Annotated in this window: 27 protein-coding genes; 6 read left to right on the top strand and 21 right to left on the bottom strand. The window is 41.7% G+C overall.

The annotated features are described in order from the left end of the window. Window positions 1-188: 188 nt before the first annotated feature. Window positions 189-341: a hypothetical protein gene (locus tag E4U82_RS11425; protein ID WP_167751393.1), complete on the bottom strand. Its 153-nt coding sequence runs from the start codon at window positions 339-341 to the stop codon at window positions 189-191. 215 nt (window positions 342-556) lie between these two features. On the opposite strand from E4U82_RS11425, the gene E4U82_RS11430 reads away from it, so the two are divergent. After that, a complete protein-coding gene (locus E4U82_RS11430) occupies window positions 557-991 on the top strand; it encodes a universal stress protein (RefSeq protein ID WP_135110319.1) in 435 nt (144 codons plus the stop codon). Window positions 992-1,136: 145 nt separating this feature from the next. Here the strand turns inward: E4U82_RS11430 and E4U82_RS11435 are convergent, their stop codons facing one another. The 6 genes from E4U82_RS11435 to E4U82_RS11460 all read right to left on the bottom strand — a co-directional run bounded on the left by E4U82_RS11435 (window position 1,137) and on the right by E4U82_RS11460 (window position 5,727). Then, complete coding sequence (locus tag E4U82_RS11435) at window positions 1,137-1,649, bottom strand: MogA/MoaB family molybdenum cofactor biosynthesis protein (RefSeq protein ID WP_135110320.1); 513 nt, start codon at window positions 1,647-1,649, stop codon at window positions 1,137-1,139. A gap of 14 nt (window positions 1,650-1,663) precedes the next feature. Further along, window positions 1,664-2,854, bottom strand: coding sequence for an acetate kinase (locus E4U82_RS11440; RefSeq protein WP_135110321.1), 1,191 nt, complete (start codon window positions 2,852-2,854; stop codon window positions 1,664-1,666). Window positions 2,855-2,877: 23 nt separating this feature from the next. After that, on the bottom strand, window positions 2,878-3,855 hold the full coding sequence (locus tag E4U82_RS11445; protein WP_135110322.1) for a class I SAM-dependent methyltransferase: 978 nt from the start codon (window positions 3,853-3,855) through the stop codon (window positions 2,878-2,880). A 117-nt stretch (window positions 3,856-3,972) separates the two neighbouring features. Beyond that, entirely contained in the window at window positions 3,973-4,473 is a 501-nt protein-coding gene (gene tpx, locus E4U82_RS11450) for a thiol peroxidase (RefSeq protein ID WP_135110323.1), read from the bottom strand. 106 nt (window positions 4,474-4,579) lie between these two features. Next, entirely contained in the window at window positions 4,580-5,134 is a 555-nt protein-coding gene (ytfJ, locus tag E4U82_RS11455) for a GerW family sporulation protein (protein ID WP_135110324.1), read from the bottom strand. 17 nt (window positions 5,135-5,151) lie between these two features. Beyond that, on the bottom strand, window positions 5,152-5,727 hold the full coding sequence (locus E4U82_RS11460) for a DUF2953 domain-containing protein (protein WP_135110325.1): 576 nt from the start codon (window positions 5,725-5,727) through the stop codon (window positions 5,152-5,154). 766 nt (window positions 5,728-6,493) lie between these two features. Here E4U82_RS11460 and E4U82_RS11465 point away from each other — a divergent pair. After that, window positions 6,494-7,294 (top strand): NAD kinase, encoded by an 801-nt coding sequence (locus tag E4U82_RS11465; RefSeq protein WP_135110326.1) that lies wholly within the window; start codon window positions 6,494-6,496, stop codon window positions 7,292-7,294. Between the two features lie 107 nt (window positions 7,295-7,401). Here the strand turns inward: E4U82_RS11465 and E4U82_RS11470 are convergent, their stop codons facing one another. The 6 genes from E4U82_RS11470 to refZ all read right to left on the bottom strand — a co-directional run bounded on the left by E4U82_RS11470 (window position 7,402) and on the right by refZ (window position 12,936). After that, a complete protein-coding gene (locus E4U82_RS11470) occupies window positions 7,402-7,608 on the bottom strand; it encodes an alpha/beta-type small acid-soluble spore protein (RefSeq protein WP_090081903.1) in 207 nt (68 codons plus the stop codon). Between the two features lie 79 nt (window positions 7,609-7,687). Beyond that, window positions 7,688-8,890 carry a tRNA uracil 4-sulfurtransferase ThiI gene (gene thiI, locus E4U82_RS11475; protein ID WP_135110327.1) on the bottom strand — a complete coding sequence of 401 codons (1,203 nt, stop codon included), beginning with the start codon at window positions 8,888-8,890 and terminating at the stop codon, window positions 7,688-7,690. Between the two features lie 6 nt (window positions 8,891-8,896). Then, window positions 8,897-10,036: a cysteine desulfurase family protein gene (locus E4U82_RS11480; protein WP_135110328.1), complete on the bottom strand. Its 1,140-nt coding sequence runs from the start codon at window positions 10,034-10,036 to the stop codon at window positions 8,897-8,899. Window positions 10,037-10,099: 63 nt separating this feature from the next. Next, on the bottom strand, window positions 10,100-10,411 hold the full coding sequence (locus tag E4U82_RS11485; protein WP_135110329.1) for a hypothetical protein: 312 nt from the start codon (window positions 10,409-10,411) through the stop codon (window positions 10,100-10,102). Window position 10,412: 1 nt separating this feature from the next. Continuing rightward, window positions 10,413-12,104, bottom strand: coding sequence for a septation ring formation regulator EzrA (gene ezrA, locus E4U82_RS11490; RefSeq protein WP_135110330.1), 1,692 nt, complete (start codon window positions 12,102-12,104; stop codon window positions 10,413-10,415). A 208-nt stretch (window positions 12,105-12,312) separates the two neighbouring features. Beyond that, window positions 12,313-12,936, bottom strand: a complete 624-nt coding sequence (gene refZ, locus E4U82_RS11495) for a forespore capture DNA-binding protein RefZ (RefSeq protein WP_135110331.1) — start codon at window positions 12,934-12,936, stop codon at window positions 12,313-12,315. Window positions 12,937-13,101: 165 nt separating this feature from the next. On the opposite strand from refZ, the gene E4U82_RS11500 reads away from it, so the two are divergent. After that, complete coding sequence (locus E4U82_RS11500; protein ID WP_135110374.1) at window positions 13,102-13,584, top strand: GAF domain-containing protein; 483 nt, start codon at window positions 13,102-13,104, stop codon at window positions 13,582-13,584. A 396-nt stretch (window positions 13,585-13,980) separates the two neighbouring features. Next, window positions 13,981-14,583, top strand: a complete 603-nt coding sequence (gene rpsD / locus E4U82_RS11505; protein ID WP_135110332.1) for a 30S ribosomal protein S4 — start codon at window positions 13,981-13,983, stop codon at window positions 14,581-14,583. Between the two features lie 113 nt (window positions 14,584-14,696). Here the strand turns inward: rpsD and E4U82_RS11510 are convergent, their stop codons facing one another. Continuing rightward, complete coding sequence (locus tag E4U82_RS11510) at window positions 14,697-15,014, bottom strand: hypothetical protein (RefSeq protein ID WP_135110333.1); 318 nt, start codon at window positions 15,012-15,014, stop codon at window positions 14,697-14,699. Between the two features lie 150 nt (window positions 15,015-15,164). On the opposite strand from E4U82_RS11510, the gene E4U82_RS11515 reads away from it, so the two are divergent. Then, window positions 15,165-15,578, top strand: a complete 414-nt coding sequence (locus E4U82_RS11515; protein WP_209300567.1) for a GlcG/HbpS family heme-binding protein — start codon at window positions 15,165-15,167, stop codon at window positions 15,576-15,578. A gap of 90 nt (window positions 15,579-15,668) precedes the next feature. Here E4U82_RS11515 and E4U82_RS11520 read toward each other — a convergent pair whose 3' ends face one another. Continuing rightward, window positions 15,669-16,046 carry a hotdog domain-containing protein gene (locus E4U82_RS11520; RefSeq protein ID WP_135110335.1) on the bottom strand — a complete coding sequence of 126 codons (378 nt, stop codon included), beginning with the start codon at window positions 16,044-16,046 and terminating at the stop codon, window positions 15,669-15,671. Between the two features lie 226 nt (window positions 16,047-16,272). On the opposite strand from E4U82_RS11520, the gene E4U82_RS11525 reads away from it, so the two are divergent. Beyond that, window positions 16,273-16,587: a hypothetical protein gene (locus E4U82_RS11525; RefSeq protein ID WP_135110336.1), complete on the top strand. Its 315-nt coding sequence runs from the start codon at window positions 16,273-16,275 to the stop codon at window positions 16,585-16,587. 459 nt (window positions 16,588-17,046) lie between these two features. Here the strand turns inward: E4U82_RS11525 and sda are convergent, their stop codons facing one another. The 6 genes from sda to E4U82_RS11550 form a co-directional block, all read right to left on the bottom strand. Beyond that, on the bottom strand, window positions 17,047-17,202 hold the full coding sequence (gene sda / locus E4U82_RS11530; protein ID WP_245183566.1) for a sporulation histidine kinase inhibitor Sda: 156 nt from the start codon (window positions 17,200-17,202) through the stop codon (window positions 17,047-17,049). A gap of 17 nt (window positions 17,203-17,219) precedes the next feature. Further along, window positions 17,220-17,369 carry a hypothetical protein gene (locus E4U82_RS19895; protein ID WP_167751394.1) on the bottom strand — a complete coding sequence of 50 codons (150 nt, stop codon included), beginning with the start codon at window positions 17,367-17,369 and terminating at the stop codon, window positions 17,220-17,222. A 504-nt stretch (window positions 17,370-17,873) separates the two neighbouring features. Then, window positions 17,874-18,683, bottom strand: a complete 810-nt coding sequence (locus E4U82_RS11535) for a polysaccharide deacetylase family protein (RefSeq protein WP_135110337.1) — start codon at window positions 18,681-18,683, stop codon at window positions 17,874-17,876. A 191-nt stretch (window positions 18,684-18,874) separates the two neighbouring features. After that, on the bottom strand, window positions 18,875-19,612 hold the full coding sequence (locus tag E4U82_RS11540; RefSeq protein ID WP_135110338.1) for an N-acetylmuramoyl-L-alanine amidase family protein: 738 nt from the start codon (window positions 19,610-19,612) through the stop codon (window positions 18,875-18,877). Between the two features lie 201 nt (window positions 19,613-19,813). Continuing rightward, window positions 19,814-21,613 carry a sensor histidine kinase gene (locus tag E4U82_RS11545; protein WP_135110339.1) on the bottom strand — a complete coding sequence of 600 codons (1,800 nt, stop codon included), beginning with the start codon at window positions 21,611-21,613 and terminating at the stop codon, window positions 19,814-19,816. Further along, window positions 21,610-22,296 (bottom strand): response regulator transcription factor, encoded by a 687-nt coding sequence (locus tag E4U82_RS11550; RefSeq protein WP_135110340.1) that lies wholly within the window; start codon window positions 22,294-22,296, stop codon window positions 21,610-21,612. Before E4U82_RS11550 ends, E4U82_RS11545 begins: the two co-directional genes overlap by 4 nt. Window positions 22,297-22,775 lie beyond the last annotated feature (479 nt).

The following is a 22,775-nucleotide window of genomic DNA, read 5'->3' on the forward strand; positions in this document are numbered from 1 at the left end:
AATGATAGAAAAGTGGGTTTGCGACTATTGTTCAATAGGAAAAATTGCAATTGAACCTAAAAAACAGAACTGAAAAGATGTTCTGTTTTTTTCTGGCTCAACTGCAATTCTTTCCTTAATTATTATAACATAATATAATCGTATGAGGCAGAAAATCAATCCACCCTATTCGGATGGATTGATTCGCATTATTTTTTTTGGTTGTTATACGTGTGAATGCTCCTGTTATTGGAAAGGTTTTCTTTATCTTCAATGACACCGCTCTGATAGCTTTCGAACAATTGATTTCGTACTGTTGAAATGCCTTTTTTGTCTTCAAATAATTTATTTTGTTTAGCCAATATCATCACCTCCAGTCTTAGTATGTTCACAATCAGTACACAAAAAAAGCAATTTATATTTCCAGTTTTGGTAAATGCGGTTGTCATAAAGCTAAAACGGGTATTAAACTAATAGTACGAGCTCAAAAAGGAAGATGAAAGGACCAAGAAATTTGATGCGTCATGTTTACCGGACTTTTTGAACAACATCTCATTAGAAAAGGTGGGGCTGAAACGTGGATTCTGAATACAAACATATTGTCGTTGCAGTTGACGGTTCTGAAGCTTCTGAAAAGGCATTCCGTAAAGCGCTGGATATTGTCACACGGAATAATGCCCGTATGATATTAGCGCATGTCGTTGATTCACGGACATTTGCAACAGCGGAAGCATACGACCGAACGCTCGCTGAACGCTCCGAAGAATATGCGAAAGATCTCGTAGACGGTTACGTGGAAAATGCGAAAGCAGCCGGGATCACCAATTTAGTCAGGTGTGTGGAGTACGGTTCACCTAAAGTAAAGATCGCCAAGGACATCGCAGGAAACTTCGGAGCCGATTTGATTATTTGTGGCGCAACAGGTATGGGAGCCGTCGAACGCTTCCTGATAGGCAGTGTTTCCGAAAGCATTACACGCTATGCCAGCTGTGATGTACTGGTTGTCCGCTGATACATTAGAGCGCATTGTTACAGCTCCATGTGCGCTCTGCTGGCGCGGTGTGATGCCGCTGCCTGCCATACTCAAGTTAGCTGTCATTGGGTAATGTTTTATTACCAATGAAAAATAAAACGTCCGGCTTGCGATCGTGGCAGCATTACCGGACGTCTTTTTTCAATTCATGTGCGACATGCGCTATTTCCGGAACAATCAGCTTGTTCATGGCTAATTTCACAGCACCTGATGAGCCAGGCGTTGCAAATATGGCAGTACTGCCAATCACACCGGCAATCGCTCTTGATAACAACGCAGCGGAACCAATATCTTCCTGGTAGCTTAGCATACGGAAAAGCTCACCAAAACCGGTCATTTCCTTATCGAGCATCGGCTGTACCGTCTCAATCGTTACATCACGATGGGCAATACCTGTGCCGCCATTCGTTAAGACGATATCCACATTTTTCTTGTTACAGCCATCTAATATTTTTGACCGGATGACACTGTTTTCATCAGGAACAATCGCCCATTCACTGACAACATGACCCGCTTCGGCCAATAAATCGGCCATCACATTGCCGCTTTTATCTGTTTCCAGCGTTCTTGTATCACTTACCGTTAAGATCATACAATTGACCGGTTCTGCCCCTCGCTTATGCTGCTGAACTGACAAAACATCCTCCCCCTTTAAGATAACGCCGTCAGCCGTACCGTGTCCTGCACAATCATAACTTCTTCATTCGTCGGAATAACCATGACTTTGACCGGTGAGTGCGGATAATTAATGAATGCCTCTTTTCCGCGGAATTTATTGCGGGAAGGATCCCAATAGACTCCCATAAATTCAAGGCCGTTCAATACCTTTTCCCGGATCACATCACTATTCTCACCAACACCTGCTGTAAAAATGATCGCATCGACACCAGACATTCTGGCAGCATACGACCCGAGATATTTGTGAATACGTTCCGCAAAAACGTCCAATGCCAATTCAGCACGGTCATTTTCACCTGCCTGCTGCTCAATATCACGTAAGTCACTTGAAAATCCGGACAATGCAAGCATGCCACTTTTTTTGTTTAGAACCGTGACGACTTCCTCAGCACTTTTTCCCGTTTTATCCATAATATATGGAATCAAAGCGGGATCAATATTTCCTGACCGCGTCCCCATAGTAACACCCGCCAATGGTGTGAATCCCATCGATGTATCAATTGATATACCTTTATCGATGGCAGCAATGCTTGCCCCGTTTCCTAAATGACAGGAAATTAAACGTAACTGGTTCACAGGCAAGCCCAACATTTCAGATGCACGCTGCGAGACATATTTATGAGATGTGCCATGAAAACCATATTTACGGATACCATATTCCTGATAATACTCATATGGCAGACTGTACAAATATGACTTCTCCGGCATCGATTGATGAAATGCCGTATCAAACACAGCAACCATTGTCACATCCGGTAAAATTTCCTGAAACGCACGTATACCAGTTAAATTTGCCGGGTTATGCAGCGGTGCCAGCTCGGAGACCTCTTCAATCGTTTGAATGACGTTCTCCGTTATAACAACCGAATCACTGAACTTTTCACCACCGTGGACAACACGATGGCCAACCGCATTGATTTCATCCAAGGATTCAATGACCCTGGACGATTTAAGTTTCTCAAGTAACTGCTTGACTGCTGTTTCATGGTCCGGTATATCGATTGTTGATCGGTCTTTCTCACCACCCACTTCAATTGTAAAAATCGAATCGGAAAGCCCGATTCGCTCAATGAGCCCTTTTGCCAAAACGGTTTCCTCAGGCATGCGAATTAACTGGAATTTCAGCGAGGAACTACCCGCATTGATGGCCAGTACATTAGACATCCTTATGAACCTCCTTCATGCTGTTACATATTCAGATTTTCAGAAAACCAATGATTCATCTGTGCTAAGATATCGTTCATGGCTTTCGTATTTTTAAACGACGGAACTTGAACTAACAATGGTTGTTTGAGGGCAGTAGTGTCCGGTCCTTTCTTTTGCAGCATCAAGATACTTTTCCGGTTCTTATCTGATTTGAATGCTGATTCCGGCAACTGCAAAACGCCGATCATATGGGCATTCTCCTGAAGATAGGCATGCAGTTTATCAGACCCGTCACTGTCGAAAAGAAACTCCGGAATAACAAAAATTAAATAGCCGCCCGCTTTCGTATAATTCATGCTTTGTTCGATAAATAAATGATGGGCATACGAATGGCCCTCGTCTGCCTTCAATTGATAATCGCCCGCCCGGATATCATCAGGATAATAGCCAACCGGCAAATCACTGACAACTAAATCAACCGGGTCCATCAAAAATGGCCGCAAACTGTCCTGATGGAAAAACTCGATTTCTTTCCGCTGGAGGTTGGCATTCAATACGGCAAGCTTTATCAGGGTCTGATCGACTTCCCCCGCCGCCACATGTTGCAGATTGGCCAGCTGCTCAACGACGGTCATTAAGAGATTCCCCGTTCCGCCAGCAGGGTCAAACACTCGAACATTCTCTTCTCCTTTTGTAACCTTTTCAGCCAAATAACCGGCAAACATGGCGACCGTTTCCGGCGTCATTAAATGTTGCTGCTGGGTAGCACCTTTCATCCCTTTTAAGATGGCCAGTTGAACAGCTTTTCGAATTTCCACAACATCGTAGCCCGTTATGTCTGGTATCAGCTGCAATTTCTCTGTTAAACTATGGTCCATATTCTCGGGAGGTTCCTGGTAAAACAAACTATCAAGTGTTATGGTCAGACTGTCCAAATACGTTTCATTCATTGAGTCCTGGACAGTATTTGTTAAATGATCAATCGCTTCAAATAATTGCTCCACGTTCGACTTTTCCATGTCACAAATCCTCCGATCCGTTGTCTCACAAAGCGTTTCTATTGTATCAAATGATTAACGGATCCAAAAATAAAAAGCTCCCCTGCCAGGTTCAGCAACAGGAGAGACACAGGTAACTTATTCTGCTTTTTGTGCTGCTTGCAAAGCACTGTCATAGTCAGGAAAGTTCGTGGCCTCACTGACATATTCCACATACGTGATCTGATCATTCGAATCAACCACAAACACTGCCCGCGCCAGAAGACGGAGTTCTTTAATCAGCACACCGTATTTTTCACCGAAATCGGCATCCCGGTGATCGGATAATGTGTCCAGATTCTTGACCCCATTGGCTGCACACCAGCGTGTCTGGGCAAATGGCAAATCCATACTGACGGTTAATACATGGACATTATCCAGCTTGTCTGCTTCTTCATTAAAGCGTTTCGTCTCTTCAGAGCAAACGCCTGTATCGAGAGACGGTACAGCAGCGATTAATTTTACTTTTCCTTGATAATCACTGAGCGAGACTTCCTGAAGATCATTGGACAAAACGGTAAAGTCCGGTGCCTTATCACCAACTGCTATTTCGTTTCCCAACAGTGTGACCGGATCCTGGTTGAATGTAACATTTGCCATCCAAATCATTCCTCCCTCACTAATATTAAGATATACTCTTATTATGAATGGAATGGTCATGGATGTCCACTGTTAGAGATGCTTAAGTCTGTGAAAAAATTGTGACTTAAATATCGTAATCCTGGTCGAAATCATCATCAAACTGTTGCGAATCTCGTTTACGTTTTTGCTCCTGCTGATGTTGCTGATCCTGTTGCTGTTTGTCCTGCTGTTGGTTACCCTGACTTTCGTTTTTCCCTTGCTGAGAGGATTGCTGTTTCATCTTTTCCGGCAGCCCCGATTCTTTTAGTAACTGCTGGATCTTTTCTACTGCTTTAGGCGCAAAATCCATCATTTTTTCATATATGTGTGTATTCTCGTCAAGATGAATCATTTTAATGCCTTTTGGATTCACAATCAAAAAGGCAACAGGTGTTACCGATACACCACCACCGCTGCCACCCCCAAAAGGCATGGAATCTGTTCCGCCTGATTCACCGGAGGAGTTCCCATTAAATTCACTTCCACCCGCTGCAAACCCGAATCCCAGTTTTGACACTGGAATGATCATGCTGCCATCAGGAGATTCCACCGGGTCCCCGATGATGGTATTAACCTCAATCATGTCCTTCAAATTTTCCATTGCAGTTGTCATTAAGCCTTGTATTGGATGTTCATCCATGATTATCCTCCTTCTTCTTAGATGATCGCTTCCCGTTTCACAGAGAATATCCGAATTATTTTCAGCAATGCATAGATAGCTTGCCCCGCTCTTATCGATATCATGCAGTCAAAAGTCGATCCGATCCATTTTTGGTTATAAAGAGGTGTTACCACAATCGACGGTTTGCAATGTAAATGGCTTTTAGCAGACAATACGCCTAGCACGGCTCCTTTTGTGCTCCATATCCCGCCGGCAGCCATCCCTGTTGTATGTGCTTGACCGGTACCGACGTCCGTTTTCCAGGCAATCTCATGAACCTGCAGCCGCTCTAAAATAAGGGTTGCAGCCTGATGAAAATCCTTTATTTTTTGCACAAAATCCCGACTGGCCTTATGTAATAGTGATGATGTCTCCTGAAATGACAGTGTCTGATCAGTTTCTTCGGTTAAATCAATGGACCTTTCCAAAAGCCGAATCCGGTAAAAATAGCAGGTTATCCGAATGGTTTGCTTTTCCTGATTTAACGTAATGGAGCTGACCACTTTAATTCTTGAATATAATATGATACCACACAAAACAAAAAGAAATCCCACAATCCCAATAACCAACATTCACTCACCTCTTTCAAGCTTGGCTCCCTTTGTAAATTTTGTTGCTTTTTACGTAGTTGAGATAAAATGCGACGTAACGTTGCATGAGTGTTAAACTGCCGCTGCGGAAATACACTTGGTGCTCGTCGTGTTGCAAGTGATTGCGGGAAGCAGCACTCCTCGCAACTCGTAGCGTATTCGGCGGAAGCTTTGGCTCGTCGCTTTACATGGGCACGGCCTCGGGCCAACAGGACGTTGGTCACAAAGGCGTTGCCACAGGACGTGGCGTTCTTAGCCTTTGAACCATGCTTTCCTGCGGGGTCTTCGGATGCGTGCTGTTCCCATAGGAGTCTACGTATATTGCCTCCGCTGGCAGTCACGTTCTGCATATTAAAGGCTAAAACACCTGAAATCAGCATTTAACGGGGTTTTCCTCACCAGGACAGAACACAACACTAAGCTGCGGGAAAATGCGAGACTCCTGCGGGAAAGGAACAGTCTGAAGACCCCGCAGTGAGCGGTCTTTGCGAGCGAGGAGGCTGAAGCGTTCCCCTAAGGTGCGCGAGTATTTTTCCGCAGCGGCGATTCAGCACATAGCTCCGATAGAAATGAGGAAGATACTCACAAAGTTATGTCGCAGTTTATGGATTTTACGTCAAAAACAAGCATTACTTTAGAAAACATCCTAAATCTTAGAATGCCGCAAATTTCCTTTTTTACACATAGTTGGGTTAATATATGAACGCGTGATAGAATAAAGGTAATTGATAAATGGAGGGATGATTGTATGCCGATCCGGAATAATCTGTATTTTTACTACCCCGCCGATCATGACCTTGAGCATAAATTAGAACCGTTATTTAAACTGGCAAAAGATAACAACTTCCAAATCGTAGACAATCCCAATGATGCGAACGTTATTGTGAGTGTTGGAGGTGATGGCGCGTTCCTGCAGGCTGTGCGTAAAACCGGATTTCGCCAGGATTGCTTATATACCGGCATTACCCGTTCAAATGAGTCAGGGTTATACTGCGATTTTAACATGGACAACTTTGACGGGATGTTACACACAATGCAACATGAAGAGATGGAGGTGCGCCGTTTTCCGGTTATCGATGTGCAAGTAAACGGCGAATCCACTTTCCAATGCCTGAATGAAGCCAGTATCCGTTCGACGATCATCAAATCAATCGTGATTGATGTACACATTGATGATAAGCATTTTGAAACATTCCGCGGTGACGGGCTAATTGTGGCCACACCAACAGGCAGTACCGGGTATAATAAATCGACACAGGGGGCTGTCATCGATCCTAAAATACCATGTTTTCAGGTGTCTGAAATTGCATCACTTAATAATAACCGTTATCGTACGCTAGGCTCATCGTTTGTCTTGAATAAAGATCGTACGTTAACAATGGAAATTGTGCAGGATGGGAATGATTATCCAGTTGTCGGGCTGGACAATGAAGCTTATTCAATCCGAAATATTCAAAACCTGACCGTCAACTTGAGTGATAAAGTCATTAAAACTGTCAAGCTAAAAAATAACTCGTATTGGGATAGGGTGAAGCGGACGTTTCTATAGGATAACCGTATTAAAGGTCCGAGGTCAGACGACTCTTCCCTTTTCTGACACCAAAATAAGGGCTATCCCCGCAAGGATAGCCCTTTAGCCATTATTATCCGTTGTTGTTACTGTGGCATGTTACCGCCAAATTGTTGTTCAGCAGTGTTTACAAGGCGTTTTGTAATTTCCCCGCCTACAGAACCGTTAGCACGGGAAGTAGTATCTGCACCAAGTTGTACACCAAACTCCTGTGCAATTTCAGTCTTCATCTGGTTTAAAGCTTGCTCTGCACCAGGTACTACCAGTTGATTTGAACTGTTGTTGCTTGGCATATTCAATCACCTCCTTGGTACACTTATGGTGTGTACTATCGGGTGATTTTAAAACTGGTAGTTGTTGTCAGCAAATCAATTATAGCAGATCGTCAAATTTCTTTTCCGCCTCGCGCTTGCCAGTCAATGTCACAACTTCAATGCCATTCACTGCTTCCTCTATTAATCCGGAAAAATCAGTTTGCGACTCAAAGTAATTCACTTTTTCCCGAACTGGACGCGTTTTCGGTGACTTGGGAACAAAAATTGTACAACAATCCTCATATGGACGAATTGAAATATCATACGTATTAATATCTTTGGAAATCCGGATGATATCCTCTTTATCCATGGCCACTAACGGCCTGAGAACCGGATAATCGGTTACTTCATTAATTACATTCATGCTTTCCATCGTCTGGCTGGCGACCTGTCCAAGACTTTCACCGGTCGTCATCGATAAAATTGATTCATTTTTGCAAACTTGCTCGCTTATTTGCAGCATTATCCGGCGCATAATAGTCATCGCATAATTATCGGGCATCTCACGGAAAATGTGCTGCTGTAATTTCGTGAATGGCACGACATGAACGTTAACCTTATGGCCATAGTGGGTCAATTTTTCCGCTAAATCCAAAACCTTTTGCTTAGCGCGTTCGCTCGTAAATGGCGGTGAATGAAAATGAATGGCTTCGATTTCCACCCCGCGTTTCATCGCCAGAAATCCGGCAACAGGACTGTCAATCCCTCCGGATAACAACAGCAACGTTTTCCCTGCAGTCCCGACCGGTAGTCCACCCAATCCTGGAACAACACTCGACGTAATATACGTTGCTTCCGTTCTGATTTCCACTTTCAGTTCTAAATCAGGCTGATGAACATTAACTGTACAGCCAGATGTATGGGATAACAGATATCCGCCCAAAACCTGGTTCATCTCCTGCGAACGTACCGGAAATGCTTTATCAATTCGCTTCACGGCAACTTTGAACGACCGGACGTTTGTCGCGTTTTTTAATGCCCACAATGCAGCTTCCTTGATGGCCGTTTCATCATTTTGGACTTTTATGGCAAGACTTAGGCTCTGGATGCCGAATACCTGACTGCATTTTTCCATAACAGGCTCCGGATCATGGCCATTCAATAACACAAACATTCTGCCCTGCGTCCGTTTCACGTTTGTTCCCGGAAAACCCTTCAATTGCTGCTGAAGATTGCGTTGAAGCTGTAAAATAAAGTTTTTCCTGTTTTTGCCTTTTAAGGCTATTTCACCATAACGAATTAATATATGATCGTATTGCATCATTATCTACTCCAGTATTGCTTTTAATTGATCGATTGCTTCGGACAATGCTTTCAAAAATACGCTGATTTCTTCTTCCGTTGTATCATAGGACAAACTGATCCTCAGTGCCGAGGCTGAACGGTCTTTACCGTGGCCACAAGCAGAGAGAATTTTGCTTTCATCTGTCTGTTTGGATGAACAAGCGGATTTTGTCGATATATAAATTTCCTGATCACCAAGAGTGTGAATGATCACTTCCGGCTTCAAGCCAGGCACCGAAATATTAAGAATATGGGGTGCGGCTTCTTCGGGCGTGTTAATTTCTACACCATCCATCTCACTCAGATTGTGTCGCAGCACCTGCTGCAATTCACGCATATGCCTGATTCCCGTAGTTTGCCGTTCAGTTACCAGCCGTAGTGCTTTAACAAATGAAACAGCGCCGGCGAGATTTTCAGTGCCGGAGCGCATCCCCTCCTCCTGATCGCCGCCATGGAATAACGGAAATAAAGTAGTGCCTTTTTTGACATAGATAACCCCCGTTCCTTTTAATCCATGAATTTTATGGCCCGAAATGGTACATAAGTCAATTCCACTGTCAGCAAGTTTCAGCGGCACTTTACCCATTCCCTGAACGTGGTCAACATGGAAAAATAACTTGGGATGCTGTTTGGCTATTCTGCCAATTTCCTGAACAGGCTGAATCGAACCAAGCTCATTATTCACATGCATGATGCTGATTAGAATCGTGTCCTCCCTGATGGCGTCATTCAATTCACCGGGAGAAACGACACCTTTGTCATCCACCGGCAAATACGTGACATCAAATCCCAGCTGCTCCAGACCTTTAAATGCCTCATCGACTGAAGAATGCTCAACAGATGTCGTGATCACGTGCTTGCCGCGCCCCTGATGTTCGAGTGCAATACCTTTAATGGCCAGATTGTTACCCTCTGTTCCGCCCGAAGTAAACACAATCTCTTCACGCTGCACGTGCAGCAATTCAGCCGCCTGGACCTTTGCTTTTGTCTGCAGTCTTTCGGCTTCTCCGCCCAATTGATGGATACTCGACGGGTTGGCAAAAAAACGCTCGGATGCCTGCTGAAAACTACTTAATACGTAAGGATCTGGTTTTGTTGTTGCACTGTTGTCTAAATAAATCATGTCCATAACTCCCTGTACAATAAGCAAGGCTGCTTATCAGAAAGGCAGCCTTTACATCTGTTTTCACTGTAATTTCAATTCCTCCAGCAGCCTGTCAATCGAGACCTTGCCGGATTCGTTTGTTATATTTATATTGGAAAGTTTTCCTGGATGATATTTCTTTTGCTTGTGAATGGCATATACGCTCCCGGATCCACCCGGTTCACCGTCAAACGCCATTTCTTTATTCTCCGTTGTACCAATTTGTGCTTTCCTGTGTGTTTCCGCCTTAATCGGTGGTTGGTCATTGAAAAAAAACAAAAATAATACGGCAGCCCACACACTTACAACACCTGTACCAAGAAATAGTAAAAGGACACGGAAATTGGTTTTCATGTTAATTCGCCGCCTCCTGAAACTCCTCAATATGTTTCAGAGCACCAGGTTCAACCTCTTCAACGGCTCTAGCTGCCTGTTCAAGTGCCAGTTCATATTCATAGGAACGGAATAGGCGCTCTGCTTCCGACAGTTTTCCGGCAAGCGCAGGATCCTGACTGCGGTAACGGTTCGCATACTGGATAACCTGTTCCGTAAAGTAGGCCTGATCAAGAAGTGTTTCGGTCTGCTCTCTCACATACTCGATGGTAGTCTTCGCTTCAGATAACGCATGCTGGACCTCTGTCATATCAAGCGGCTGTTTCTCCAATGCTGAAAAAACCCGATTATTTCGCTCTGTCGCCTCATCCATTTTATTCCAGATAAAACTTGGCACACCCGGGATGTTACTTTTCTTCAACCGGCGATTAACATGATATAACTGTTTTTTCATATCTGTCAATTTTTCCTTAGCTTCGGTTTCATCTTTCCGCAAGTTTTGGATATGTTCCTTAAATGCTTCGTGGTTTTCTTTGAGTGATTCCAGTTCCTCGAATCCATTTTCAAGTTCACTTCTCAGTTCCGAGTGTGCTGTACTATCATGTTCCATTGACTCGTTTATATCATCCAGCTGATTGCGTAACTTGGTCATGGATTTATCGATGGACAGGTATTTTTCCATATCCCCATCTTCAAAATAGTAACTTTCCCGCAATGTCTCGACTTCCTCTTTCGTCACATGGAATTTATGTTCCATTTCGGTCACTGCATCTTGATAAGGGGCTATTTTCGTATCGACATAATTTTTTGCCAGTGCTTCTTTTTCAAGGAGCTGATACATTTCGGCCATTCGTTCTTCGATTTCAGGGATCATCTCTTTTGCGGTTGATGTATCACCTTTTTCCAGGGATCCCATACATTCGAGAAGCCTGTACTGGAAATGCTGGACTTCTTTTTCAAACCCAAGATGTTCAATCCGGTAGCCGTCATTCTTCATATCGCGCAGACCTTTGAATAATTCATTCAACTGCTCAGGTAAACCATGCTTACATTTTTGGTAAATGGCCGGGAATTCTTCCATTTCTAAAGTTAAATCATCTAATTTCCGCTTCAGTGCTTCCACCAGATTCCGCGCTTCTGAATACTCGCCGGCATCCACTAATTCATGGTAATGACCCAGGTCTGCCTCCAGCTCGTCAAGTTCGGTTTCAAACCGTACGTCTGCCTTACCGAACTGATGGCGGCGCTGTGAAAGATTTTTGCGTAAACCTTTTAAATCAGGTTCTATCCTTTCGATGTCTTTACGCCCCGCTTCCTCTGATTCCATCAGTTGATCGAGCTCTTCCAGCATTTGATCAATTTCTTTCTCAACAGATTGCAGCGTCTGCTCCGCTGTACGCAGTGTCTTTTTGGCACTCGGAAAACGATACCGGTCCGAGGCTTCTTCCGCGTCAAACAAATACTCCTCAATATCCGGCAGTTCTTTTGTTACGATAGATTCCCATCGCTCTTTCCATGACTCAAATTTTTCCTGTGTCTCACCGGATAAATTCAGGTTTTTAATACGTGCCAGTTCAGCCGCAATATTACGGTTCATAATATCCATTTTCCAGGCTTCCAGACGATCCACAACATCATAAACCCTTTTCCTTATAATTAACCCGGTGATCGTGATTGCAATGATAACGAGAATACTTCCGATGATGTACGCCATAAATGCCCCCCTAACTTCATTCTTATAAGAGGAATTGTTCCCTGAATATATGTATAAGAAATCTGCCCACAAAAAATAGTCATCCTTATACTAATAATACCACGTTATTGGCATTTTTGGCTAAAAAAAATGAAATAAATTCGTGTTTCGACACAATTTTTTTGGACTAAGAATAAAACAGGACACATGACCCGCCTATATTCCGAATTCACCTAATCGCTTCTCTGTTTTGCTCCACCACAAAATCTAGCCATTTCCCGACCATCCGTGTGTAATTCTTCACAAACTGATCATGTGAAAAATCCCCGACAACCTGATCTTTCCATTCATACTGCATCAGATATGGGGTTGTTAACATTCCTTTTAACTGCATCAGTAAAAATTGGTTATCCAGGTGCTGTTTTTTCTGATCCGGAAAAATGGCATGAAAGGCATTACTGATAACATAGTTCTCTTTTGCCAGATACGTGACTGTCATTTCCCGGACAAAGACAGAATCCAGCGATAACTCACGATGAATAAAACATGATAATTGATGGTTGTGCTGTTTGTACTGTATAATAACTTTAATCATTTTTTTCAGTTTTTCCAACGGTAATAATGAGTCATTTTTCTCCCGGGATATTTCAATCGTTTCAAGATAAGCCTCATAGTATTGTGTTACGGCATACTCAAGAAGCCCTTGTTTGCTTTTGAAATAGTAACTGATCAGCGAGACATTGACAGTGGCTTTATCAGCTATATCCCTTACTGATGTACCATGGAAACCATTCTGAAAAAACAATGAAGATGCGGCATCGATCACTTTTTGTTTCGTCGGATTTTTTTTCATCGAAACACACGCCCCCTTACTTCTATTTTACGACGAAATAAGGAAAATCCCTGCAATTTTCGCTCGACAATTACCACAGCTTTTTGTCGAAGTCTAAAGTGAAACTTCATTCGGCGTGGGGCTATACTACCCGTTAACGGGATAAATGGAAGGAAATGAATGTCAATGTTTCAGGCAACAGCCTATTCCGGTCAGCGGATAAAGGATTATGAATTATTATTAAAGCAATTAACTGCACTTTCTGAAGATGAAACGGATGCTTTAGCCATTTTATCGAACGCATCCGCTTTATTAAATCAATTTCTTGATAATATAAACTGGGTCGGCTTCTACTTATGGAAGAACGATGAATTGGTGCTTGGGCCATTCCAGGGTTTACCTGCATGCATCCGGATAGAATATGGCAAAGGCGTTTGCGGAACGGCCATTAAGGAAGGCAGCACACAGCTTGTTGAGGATGTCACGGCATTCCCCGGGCATATTGCTTGTGACAGTGCCAGCAAATCAGAAGTTGTTGTACCGCTGTCAGTGGCTGATGAAATCTATGGTGTGCTTGATATCGACAGCCCGACTATGAGCCGGTTTGATGAAACAGATAAAGTCTATTTGGAAAAATTCGCACGAGAGCTTGAGAAGCTTTTGCAATAAAACGTATGCGGTTGGCGATTGTATCACCAGTGCAGTTTTATGTTATTGCGAACTAAGGCGCGACGAACGCTGTTTAGGCGGATGAATTATGGATTCGAGCCGCATTTATGATGGCTTGAGCGAAATCAATAAGCGATGTCTGCATCAACACACAGAAAATGGTTGACTTACAGCTTCATAGCCTATATACTATTCGTTGTGTAAAATAACAAGGTAGCCTATGTGAACCGGCATTGCCCCCATTTTATTCCTTCTGCAAGGTTTGATTCTTTGGCGGAAGGTGTATCGTGTAACTCTCTGCTGCTGGAGCGATGGTACATGAAAATAAAATGGACAATGATCAGGAACACGGTCGTTTATTTTATGCAAATAAACTTATAAAGGAGGAAATGTCCTATGTCACGATTTACCGGATCAGATTGGAAAAAATCACGACGCCTCGGCATTTCATTAACCGGGACCGGTAAGGAACTGGATCGACGTCCTTACCCTCCTGGACAGCACGGACCTAATCAGCGCAAAAAAATGTCTGAATATGGTCTGCAACAGCAGGAAAAACAAAAACTCCGCTTCATGTACGGATTGAACGAACGCCAATTCCGTAACCTGTTCACAGAAGCGGGTAAAATGAGAGGTGTCCATGGTGAGAACTTCATGATTTTGCTTGAATCCCGCCTGGATAACCTTGTTTATCGCCTTGGCCTGGCACGTACACGCCGCCAGTCACGTCAGCTGGTCAACCATGGCCACGTAACCGTCGATGGCGGACGTGTTGATATTCCATCATACCGCGTGAAGCCGGGTCAGGTTATCGGTCTGCGTGAACGTTCACAAAATCTCGACATCATTCAGGAAGCCATCGAAGTGAACAACTTCGTACCGGAATACATGACGTTTGATGAAGACAAAAAAGAAGGAACCTATTCACGCTATCCTGAACGTTCCGAACTGCCAGCAGAAATTAACGAAGCCCTTATCGTTGAGTTCTACTCACGTTAATTTAGAGTTTCGCAAAACAGAAAACTCAAAGCCCTCAAACCCATTGTATATCAAGAGTTTGAGGGCTTATTTATTTACTGTGGTCTGCCCCTCCCCCCGCTGAATTTTGTGCTTTAATTGTTGATCTTCGGGCTTATACCGTCAATGAAGGTGCCTCTACCGTTGATTTTCGGGCGCACACCGTTGATGAGGGCACTTCTACCGTTGATATTCAGATCTCCGCCGTTGATGAGGGCACTTCTACCGTTGATATTCAGGCCCACACCGTTGATGAGGGCACTTCTACCGTTGATATTCAGGCCCACACCGTTGATGAGGGCACTTCTACCGTTGATATTCAGGCCCACACCGTTGATGAGGGCACTTCTACCGTTGATATTCAGATCTCCACCGTTGATGAGGGCACTTCTACCGTTGATATTCAGGCCCACACCGTTGATGAGGGCCTCCCTGAAACTGAATAATCACAAATTTAATAAATTTTTACCATGTATGCGTTTGATTCCTCATGAAGATGGGAAACGTTTTATGAGAAGTACTAGGATTGAACGGGAAAATACGACATAGAAAGGATGGACAGAGTGGAAAAACTCAATTTGAAAACAGCAAAGAAACTGATTGATAGTGCTGAGCAGGAGGCAAAAAAGACGAGCGTACAAATGGTCATTTCCTTACTGGACGATGGCGGTAATTTGGTGGCAACCCATCGGATGGATGATGCATGGCTGGCAAGTATCGATATTGCCCATAATAAGGCCTGGACATCCGTGGCTTTAAAAATGCCGACATCCGATCTGGAAGAAGCAACAGTGCCAAAAGCAGAACTTTGGGGGCTAAACACAACCAATCAAGGAAAAATTGTCGTATTCGGTGGTGGGATCCCTCTTGAAAAGGGCGGAAAAGTGATTGGCGCAATCGGTGTCAGTGGTGGGGCCGTTCCACAGGATGTTCAGGTGGCAGAAGCGGCGGTAAAGACTTTTGAAAAAGAAAAATAACCCTGTAGCATCTTTTTATTTTTTAGTCATCGTGCCGTATTTATCACAACCTATATTTGCTATGCGCTCCATAGGTACAGCCGGGTTTCATCATAGTATGACGCCTGCAAAGTTACCTTCCAGCACTTTTTTCGCATGTTGATTTGTGCACTGAAAGGATGCTTTAATAGCGGTTCGATTGCGATCCTGTTTTTCAAGCTCCTCAATTGTTACGTCACAAACGATTGTATCTCCAGTAAACACTGGTCTTAAAAACTCAAAATTCATAGTACGTGCAAGTACATTATTATCTCCGCCAACTTTGGTCGGCAACGTAGCCGTTAACAACCCCTGGATAACAAGCCTGCCTTGTTCATCAGGATTAAGATGATGGTCCCCTTCATCGCCGGATATTTTTGTAAACAATTCGACATCCTCTTTAATGAATGTTCGTTCAAAACTTATAGTATCTCCCACGTTCAGTCCCAATACAAATTCCCCCTGTGCTAACATGGTATCGACAGTACACAATCTCATCACAAATAATCTTTGTATTCAAATTTTACCATAACTCAGGCAAAAAGAATGATGCAATCGATCCGGAATAAATCCCCAGCGATACAGCAGCTGGTCGAAATTAGACACGCATCGTCTGTTAACTGCCTTTCCATTTTATAGTTGCGCCGAATAACATACCATAAGCGTGAAGGTGAGCATGAAAGGGGTGGTCACGATACAGGATTCAAAAGATGAACAAAAGAGTGATGAATCAAGATTATATGAAATAGAAGCCCGGCTGAAAGTACTGGAACAATCCTTGAAAACGAAACCGGATACAAAGGATGTCATTATAAAAATCGATGAATTGATTAAAGAAAAGGAGCTTATAACCAAAGCAGAATTGGACAGTTTTCATAAAAAAATAGAAGCAACGTTACAGGCAAATCAGGTCAAACTATTAAAATGGATGTTCGCCATGGGAATTAGTTCTGTAGCTGCCTTTGCAGCGGTCGTCCGAATCGTTATTTGATGAAATCTGCGGAATAGAATTATTCAACTTTTAGTCAAACAAAACCCAACATGAAAAAGTACGGTATGTTGCACCTCGCTGTCTCAATAGACCCCATCCCTCTAACGACTACCGCCGTTTCTAAAATAGCCAATCGCATTATATAAACCAATCAGGCAGAGGGTGGCCGTGGACCCCTGCCGCTGCCGTCGCCATTGATGAATATGTCTCCACCGAACAACCAAAATTAATACGAACGAAAGAGGCTGAAAGAATAAAGCAATAAATACAACTAACGGGTTCCGTTTCCATCGCAAAACTCTAATTCGCAAATTAAATTGCAGGTTAAAATATATATTAAATCGCACCGCAAAACGCGGTGTTTTTTGTTGATAAAAAATAGCTTTCCTTCAACAATCTCCCCTGTTTTTCACATTTAAGCACGCTTATAACAGAACTTGTCGACTGGCACCCGTTTGTTTAATTATTTATAACAACATCCTGATCCGAATCCAATAAATCACGATGATTCAATTCATTTTTAAGCAAGTCAATAAAATCCTCATCTAAACCTCCCTGCCTTGCCTTTTCATAAGCCTCTGAAAGGACATCATTAGACAATAGTTTCAGGGACATATTTTAATCACTTTTAATCACTCACCATTTCTATTATTGTCACAATCAACACTATTTTGATGTGTAGCCATCCATTGAACAAAAGTTTCTTTCTTTTTGGATAGTGTGCGTCTAAGTTGACGTTCAAAGTCTTCTACGAGTTGATTATACAATTTATTGTCATTCATAAATCCCCCCTCCTCTTGGGGATTAAGATGAAGCTAAAGCGTCTACAAATATTTTCTTACTTTTGACACAACAAATCAACAATCTGGCCCTTATAAGAAATATGGGCGCTGCTCTAATTCGATTACAGCCCGATTGCCGAAGCTTTTCAATTTCGTTCCTCTTTAGAAAAATACACACCTGAAATAATGCTAATAATATTGCAAAGCCAGTGTGGGCAACAACAAAAAACAAGTAAATGTCCGTAAAAATTTTTCACTCCTCTTTGGCATATTCCTTTCCATATAACTGCCTTTTTGGATTGTCCCCAAAGCAGGAATCGGCTCTCCTTTCATTCGGGCAATCTTCTACTGAATCCAAGCGATCCAGTTTTTTCAAATCGATTTTATGAGTAAACTGTTGAATAGTAACAAATAATGAACTTGAAAGTCGGTGATAAGCAAGTTCTTAACAACTGCTGGCAGGGGGGAGACTCACTTAACTCTCTCCTTCAATTCTTGTTTATCTTATTCCTGTGTGGATATTCGATGACAACGTTGATAACAGTTAAAGTTATAGGGCTGTGTGTTTTCTTCAATTTTTTTAGTTTGAAATCCATGTTCCGATAGATAGGTTAATAGAATAGACAAATGGTTAGCTGTATTTTGTTTATCATGCATAAGAATAATTGGCTTCACTCCTGCATTTCCTAATTCTTCTATTTGTCCAATAACCGTATCTAAATATTGATCACTGGATAAGGACCAATCCCTGCTGTCAACATTCCAATCCCACAATTTAAAACTATTGCTGTCTAAAACCTCCCGATATGATTTAGTTAAATACGGAACACTGCCATAAGGTGTCCGAATCAGATTGGACCTAACTCCTGTAATTTTTTGAAGTGTCTCCTGTGCGGCAGTTATTTCTTTAAGAGCAGATTGTTCAGATTTATAAAAGTGGTTTATGTCGTGGGTCACACCATGTAAACCCACAGAATGACCTTGCTCTACGATTTTGTCTACAACTTCTGGTAATTCCCTCATAGAAGGTTCCAGCATGAAAAATGTTGCTTTAGCATTGAATTGGTGTAAAGTATCTAAAATATCTGTTGTTGCTGAAGTAGGACCGTCATCAAAGGTTAAGTAGACAGTCTTTTCTGCATTTGGGGAATCATTATTTGCCTGTGACTTATCTGATTGTGTTTTTCGGGAATCTGGTGAATCTTTATATTCCGGATATAACTCAGCTGTTTTGTTATTAGGTTCTAAATCTGTACTACAGCCATAAAAAATAACCAAACAGCCAAGGAAAATAAATAGTATAAGCTTTTTCATGTAAAGACCTCTAATCCATTTTTTAATCTTGTAGATAGATTAATAAAGTGGGATAAAGACGAAATGAAGATGAAATGGAATTGAACTAAAGATTGGATGAAATGTAAAGGCATCCAATTTAGTGACATATAACGTCAAAAAATTGGATGGCATGCTGCGCTTTAATTGCTGTATTGATTTTAGGTCTGGTCTTAAGACCCCCAATTTAAAAAGCCTTGTTTATCCGACTGTTCTTTGTATTCTTTAATCCCTTCAACAATTGAAGCAGCGACACGTGATTGAAAACCGTCCGTACGCATTATTGACTCATTATCGGGATTCGTCAGGTAACCTACTTCTATTAAAGCTGCCGGCATATTCGTATCCCTTACAACGAACAGATCTTTCTTCTTGATTCCTCTATCCCTGAATCCGCCAGCTTCAACCACATGTTTCTGTAAAATCTGAGCAAACTGGCGGGAATTATTGTGGTAGTAAAATGTTTCGGTGCCTGAAACACTCGGATTGGAAAACGTGTTGCCGTGAATAGATACAAATACATCCGCATTATGGTTATTGGCATATTTTGGTCTGTAGCGGCTTTCCTGCGAAATAAAGCTGTCATCTGTTCTTGTCATGAAAACTTCCATTTCCGATTCCTGCTCCAACATTTTTTCCATTTTTTTTGACAAACTTAACGTGAAACTCTTTTCATATTGGCCGCCGGCGCCTGTTGCCCCGTTATCTTTACCGCCATGTCCCGGATCGATTACCACCTTAAAAGCTGTGTTTTTGTTTTCACTGTTATTACTGCTATTGTCCTTAGCATTATTGTTGTTGTCGGAGTTGCCGGAGCAAGCCGATAAAATTAGAATTGGAAGTATGAGCAATGTAACAACTAACATATTCCGTGTCCTGTGATTTCTCCCATTTGTCCGTTGAAATACCATCTTTCATCTATCCTTTCTCTTTCAAAGTATCTTTGTACGTTTTAAAGATTAATAGACAGATGTAAAGATTAAGTGAAGATAAGATCAATACCGTATAAAAATTTCGCGACTGGATGAAATCAGCTTTGCGGACATTCCGCACAAAAAAAGCCATCCCTTCAACCCCATTGAACGGATGGCTTACATTCTTAATTAAAATATCTACTCTTTTTTATTCAAATAGAAGTAAAACAACACGCCATATTCCGTATTCGTTACACCATACTCCACACCATGAAGTTCTAAAATATTTTTTGAAATAGCAAGCCCTAAGCCCGTACTTCCTTCCGAACGCCCGCGAGACGTATCTCCGCGATAAAAACGATCCCATATTTTCTCTAAATGTTCTTCTGCGATAGGAGCCCCATTATTTTCCACACTTACTTTTACACAATCCTGCTCACTCTGAGTGGAAATAATAATGTTTTTATTTTCCGGTGTGTTACGAATCGCATTGGTAATAAAGTTCGTAATCACTTGTTCAATCCGATGCTGATTTGCAACGACCTTTGTCCCGGATAGGTGTTTATGAACATGTAATTGCTTGTCAGCGATGTCTAAAGCTAATTGTTCGCAAATATGCTCGATGATCTGATCAATATAGAAGACATCCATTTCCATTTTGTACGTGCCGGATTCAAATTTTGCCAATTCGAGCATATCAACAATGAGCGTATCCATTTTATCGACTTCTTTTGCCATTGCGTTAAAATAATAATCTTTTTTATCCTTAGCGACACCATCTTCTAAAATGGAGATACAGCTTTTCAATATACTTAAAGGTGTCTTTAATTCATGTGACACACCGGAAATAAATTCTTTACGTGTATGTTCCAGTTGTTTTTCCTTCTCGATATCCTCCTGCAATTGATTAATATGCGAATGTAGCGTGGTCGAGAGGCTATTAATATTGTGTGATAACACACCAATTTCATCCTTTGACCTGACAGGTATGGTCTCTGAAAAGTCCAAGTTGGCAATCTTGCTTGTCGTATCGTTTATTTGCAGCAATGGGTTGGCGATTTTTTTTGAATAATAGAAGGAAACCAGGACAATCAGAAGTAGAACAAATATAATTAAGTATACATAATAGTCTTCCAACATTTGTACAGCTTCATCAATTGGTTGTAACGACGTCATAGCAAAAATATAAGCCGTTTCACCATTCACATCTTTTATCGGTCTGATTAATATTTTGTAGTTAATATCATTTTGCTCAAAGTCCATTGTTTTCGTATGGTCATTATAATTATCATTAAATAGCAGATTCACTTGAAATTGTTTGATTTGTTCGATAAACACACGATTTGTGTAAATAGTTGAACGTACGGATCCTGTAGGTAATTGTAATTTCTTAATTTTTCCCGTTAAATATATCCGTGAGACTCCTGCTGGTGAAGGTTCTATTTCAGCGGGTTCGGTTTTAGTGCTGTTTCCATATAACTCTTCCGAAAGCAGCTTATTCTCTAATACAAAATTCGTGTTTCGTCTGGTTAAAATGGCAGGAACTACTGTATCATCTTTCATTACCCCATCAATCATAATACGCTTTCCCTGTTTTAAATCAAACTTCTCCCTTTCTAAATCTTCTAAACCGATAAAACTGTACAAAGGGATGGTAAAATCACGATTAGCGAGGTCGTTGTTCAGAGAAGCATCTGAACGAATTTTCACAGAAAAATCATTTGTGTATTTAATATTTGCTGCACTATCCAACGTTGTAATCCACGTCGAATGTTCCTGGTAGAAATCCTGCTCCAGCCTTTTAATTGCCTGTACATTTTCCCCGGCCTTCAGGTATTCCTTCTTAAAAGATTCAATACTCGTTTTAATGTCATTTACCTTTTGGGTTGCATAATATTGCTTGAAAAATACAGTTTGTCCAATATAAATAGTTGCTAAAATGAGCATGCACAATAATGTTGTCAGCAAAAATAATTTTAATACAATGCCTTTTTTCATGTTTTTCCCTCAAATTTATAGCCAGCCCGAATAACCGTGACAATATAATTTGCTTTAGTGCCTAACTTATGCCGCAAATTACGGATATGACTATTGATTGTGCGATCATCACCGGCAAATTCATAGCCCCAGACTTTAGTGATAAGTTGTTCCCTTGTAATAATAATCCCCTGATTTTGCATTAAATAGGTTAATATTTCAAACTCCGTGTATGTCAAACTGATACTTTCCCCATCTACTGTCACTGTCCGTGTAGGGAAGTGGACACAGATACCATTACTGATTAAAGTATCTTCATCAGGTAAGTTACCTGCCTGGGCATAACGGCTATCAATTAATCGTTTTACTCTTGCCAATAATATTGGCGGACTGTATGGCTTTGTGACATAATCATCAGCACCTAATTCAAAACCTAGCAGTGTATCATCTTCATCCGCACGTGCTGTCAACATAATAATCGCCACATTGGAAGTTTTGCGTATTTTTCTGCAAACGGACCATCCATCTAACTCCGGCAACATAATATCCAGAATAATTAAATGTACTTCATGTTCTTCAAAAATAGCTAAAGCTTCATTTCCATCTACTGCTTCTAATACTTCATATCCTGCATCTAATAAATAATCCTTAACTATTTCACGTAAAATGTCTTCATCTTCTACAATTAATATTGTTTTTTGCATTTGTCTCCCTCGCAATGTCTAAAAGGTTAGTACCTATGAAAAGATAGCATAACGATGTAAAGATTAGATAAAGATGTTAACTTGATATCATTCCTGATAAACCCTCTTGAGGGATCGTTGATGATTAATTGTGAGCAGGATACCGCCGTTGTCCGGTATAGTGTATTTCAGAGGGAGCAGTTTTACTCTACACCTCTCACCCCAACGTTGGTTGGGACATAGCTTTACACTATGTTTTAACTTTAGACCCTTAATTTCGGAAGTTTGTCAGTTCGCCCCGTTGCAACATTCTAACCATATCCATCTTCGTTATGCTGAATCACCTGTGCTTCATACCCCAAAGCCTGTCAGCCTTGACGCACGCAGGATTTGTTGACGGGATGGTTTCAGGAAACATGGTTCCATCATTCCCGTCCTCCGTTGTAACGTTAGAGTTTAATAAAAATCCCCCGCATGTTCACGATTCTAAGCGTTTAATA

Origin of the sequence: Lentibacillus salicampi (assembly GCF_004565465.1) — a bacterium.
GTDB classification, from domain to species: Bacteria; Bacillota; Bacilli; order Bacillales; family Amphibacillaceae; genus Lentibacillus; species Lentibacillus salicampi.

What these genes read in the sequence shown, in the direction of transcription:
- E4U82_RS11465 (WP_135110326.1), top strand. Translation starts at nt 6,494, where the DNA reads ATGCCGATCCGGAATAATCTGTATTTTTACTACCCCGCCGATCATGAC.
- E4U82_RS11440 (WP_135110321.1), bottom strand. Translation starts at nt 2,854, where the DNA reads ATGTCTAATGTACTGGCCATCAATGCGGGTAGTTCCTCGCTGAAATTC.
- E4U82_RS19895 (WP_167751394.1), bottom strand. Translation starts at nt 17,369, where the DNA reads ATGAATGACAATAAATTGTATAATCAACTCGTAGAAGACTTTGAACGT.
- E4U82_RS11445 (WP_135110322.1), bottom strand. Translation starts at nt 3,855, where the DNA reads ATGGAAAAGTCGAACGTGGAGCAATTATTTGAAGCGATTGATCATTTA.
- E4U82_RS11550 (WP_135110340.1), bottom strand. Translation starts at nt 22,296, where the DNA reads ATGCAAAAAACAATATTAATTGTAGAAGATGAAGACATTTTACGTGAA.
- ezrA (WP_135110330.1), bottom strand. Translation starts at nt 12,104, where the DNA reads ATGGCGTACATCATCGGAAGTATTCTCGTTATCATTGCAATCACGATC.
- tpx (WP_135110323.1), bottom strand. Translation starts at nt 4,473, where the DNA reads ATGGCAAATGTTACATTCAACCAGGATCCGGTCACACTGTTGGGAAAC.
- sda (WP_245183566.1), bottom strand. Translation starts at nt 17,202, where the DNA reads ATGTCCCTGAAACTATTGTCTAATGATGTCCTTTCAGAGGCTTATGAA.
- refZ (WP_135110331.1), bottom strand. Translation starts at nt 12,936, where the DNA reads ATGAAAAAAAATCCGACGAAACAAAAAGTGATCGATGCCGCATCTTCA.
- E4U82_RS11535 (WP_135110337.1), bottom strand. Translation starts at nt 18,683, where the DNA reads ATGAAAAAGCTTATACTATTTATTTTCCTTGGCTGTTTGGTTATTTTT.
- E4U82_RS11540 (WP_135110338.1), bottom strand. Translation starts at nt 19,612, where the DNA reads ATGGTATTTCAACGGACAAATGGGAGAAATCACAGGACACGGAATATG.
- ytfJ (WP_135110324.1), bottom strand. Translation starts at nt 5,134, where the DNA reads ATGGATGAACATCCAATACAAGGCTTAATGACAACTGCAATGGAAAAT.
- E4U82_RS11480 (WP_135110328.1), bottom strand. Translation starts at nt 10,036, where the DNA reads ATGATTTATTTAGACAACAGTGCAACAACAAAACCAGATCCTTACGTA.
- thiI (WP_135110327.1), bottom strand. Translation starts at nt 8,890, where the DNA reads ATGCAATACGATCATATATTAATTCGTTATGGTGAAATAGCCTTAAAA.
- E4U82_RS11525 (WP_135110336.1), top strand. Translation starts at nt 16,273, where the DNA reads ATGAAAGGGGTGGTCACGATACAGGATTCAAAAGATGAACAAAAGAGT.
- E4U82_RS11485 (WP_135110329.1), bottom strand. Translation starts at nt 10,411, where the DNA reads ATGAAAACCAATTTCCGTGTCCTTTTACTATTTCTTGGTACAGGTGTT.
- E4U82_RS11470 (WP_090081903.1), bottom strand. Translation starts at nt 7,608, where the DNA reads ATGCCAAGCAACAACAGTTCAAATCAACTGGTAGTACCTGGTGCAGAG.
- rpsD (WP_135110332.1), top strand. Translation starts at nt 13,981, where the DNA reads ATGTCACGATTTACCGGATCAGATTGGAAAAAATCACGACGCCTCGGC.
- E4U82_RS11545 (WP_135110339.1), bottom strand. Translation starts at nt 21,613, where the DNA reads ATGAAAAAAGGCATTGTATTAAAATTATTTTTGCTGACAACATTATTG.
- E4U82_RS11460 (WP_135110325.1), bottom strand. Translation starts at nt 5,727, where the DNA reads ATGTTGGTTATTGGGATTGTGGGATTTCTTTTTGTTTTGTGTGGTATC.
- E4U82_RS11500 (WP_135110374.1), top strand. Translation starts at nt 13,102, where the DNA reads ATGTTTCAGGCAACAGCCTATTCCGGTCAGCGGATAAAGGATTATGAA.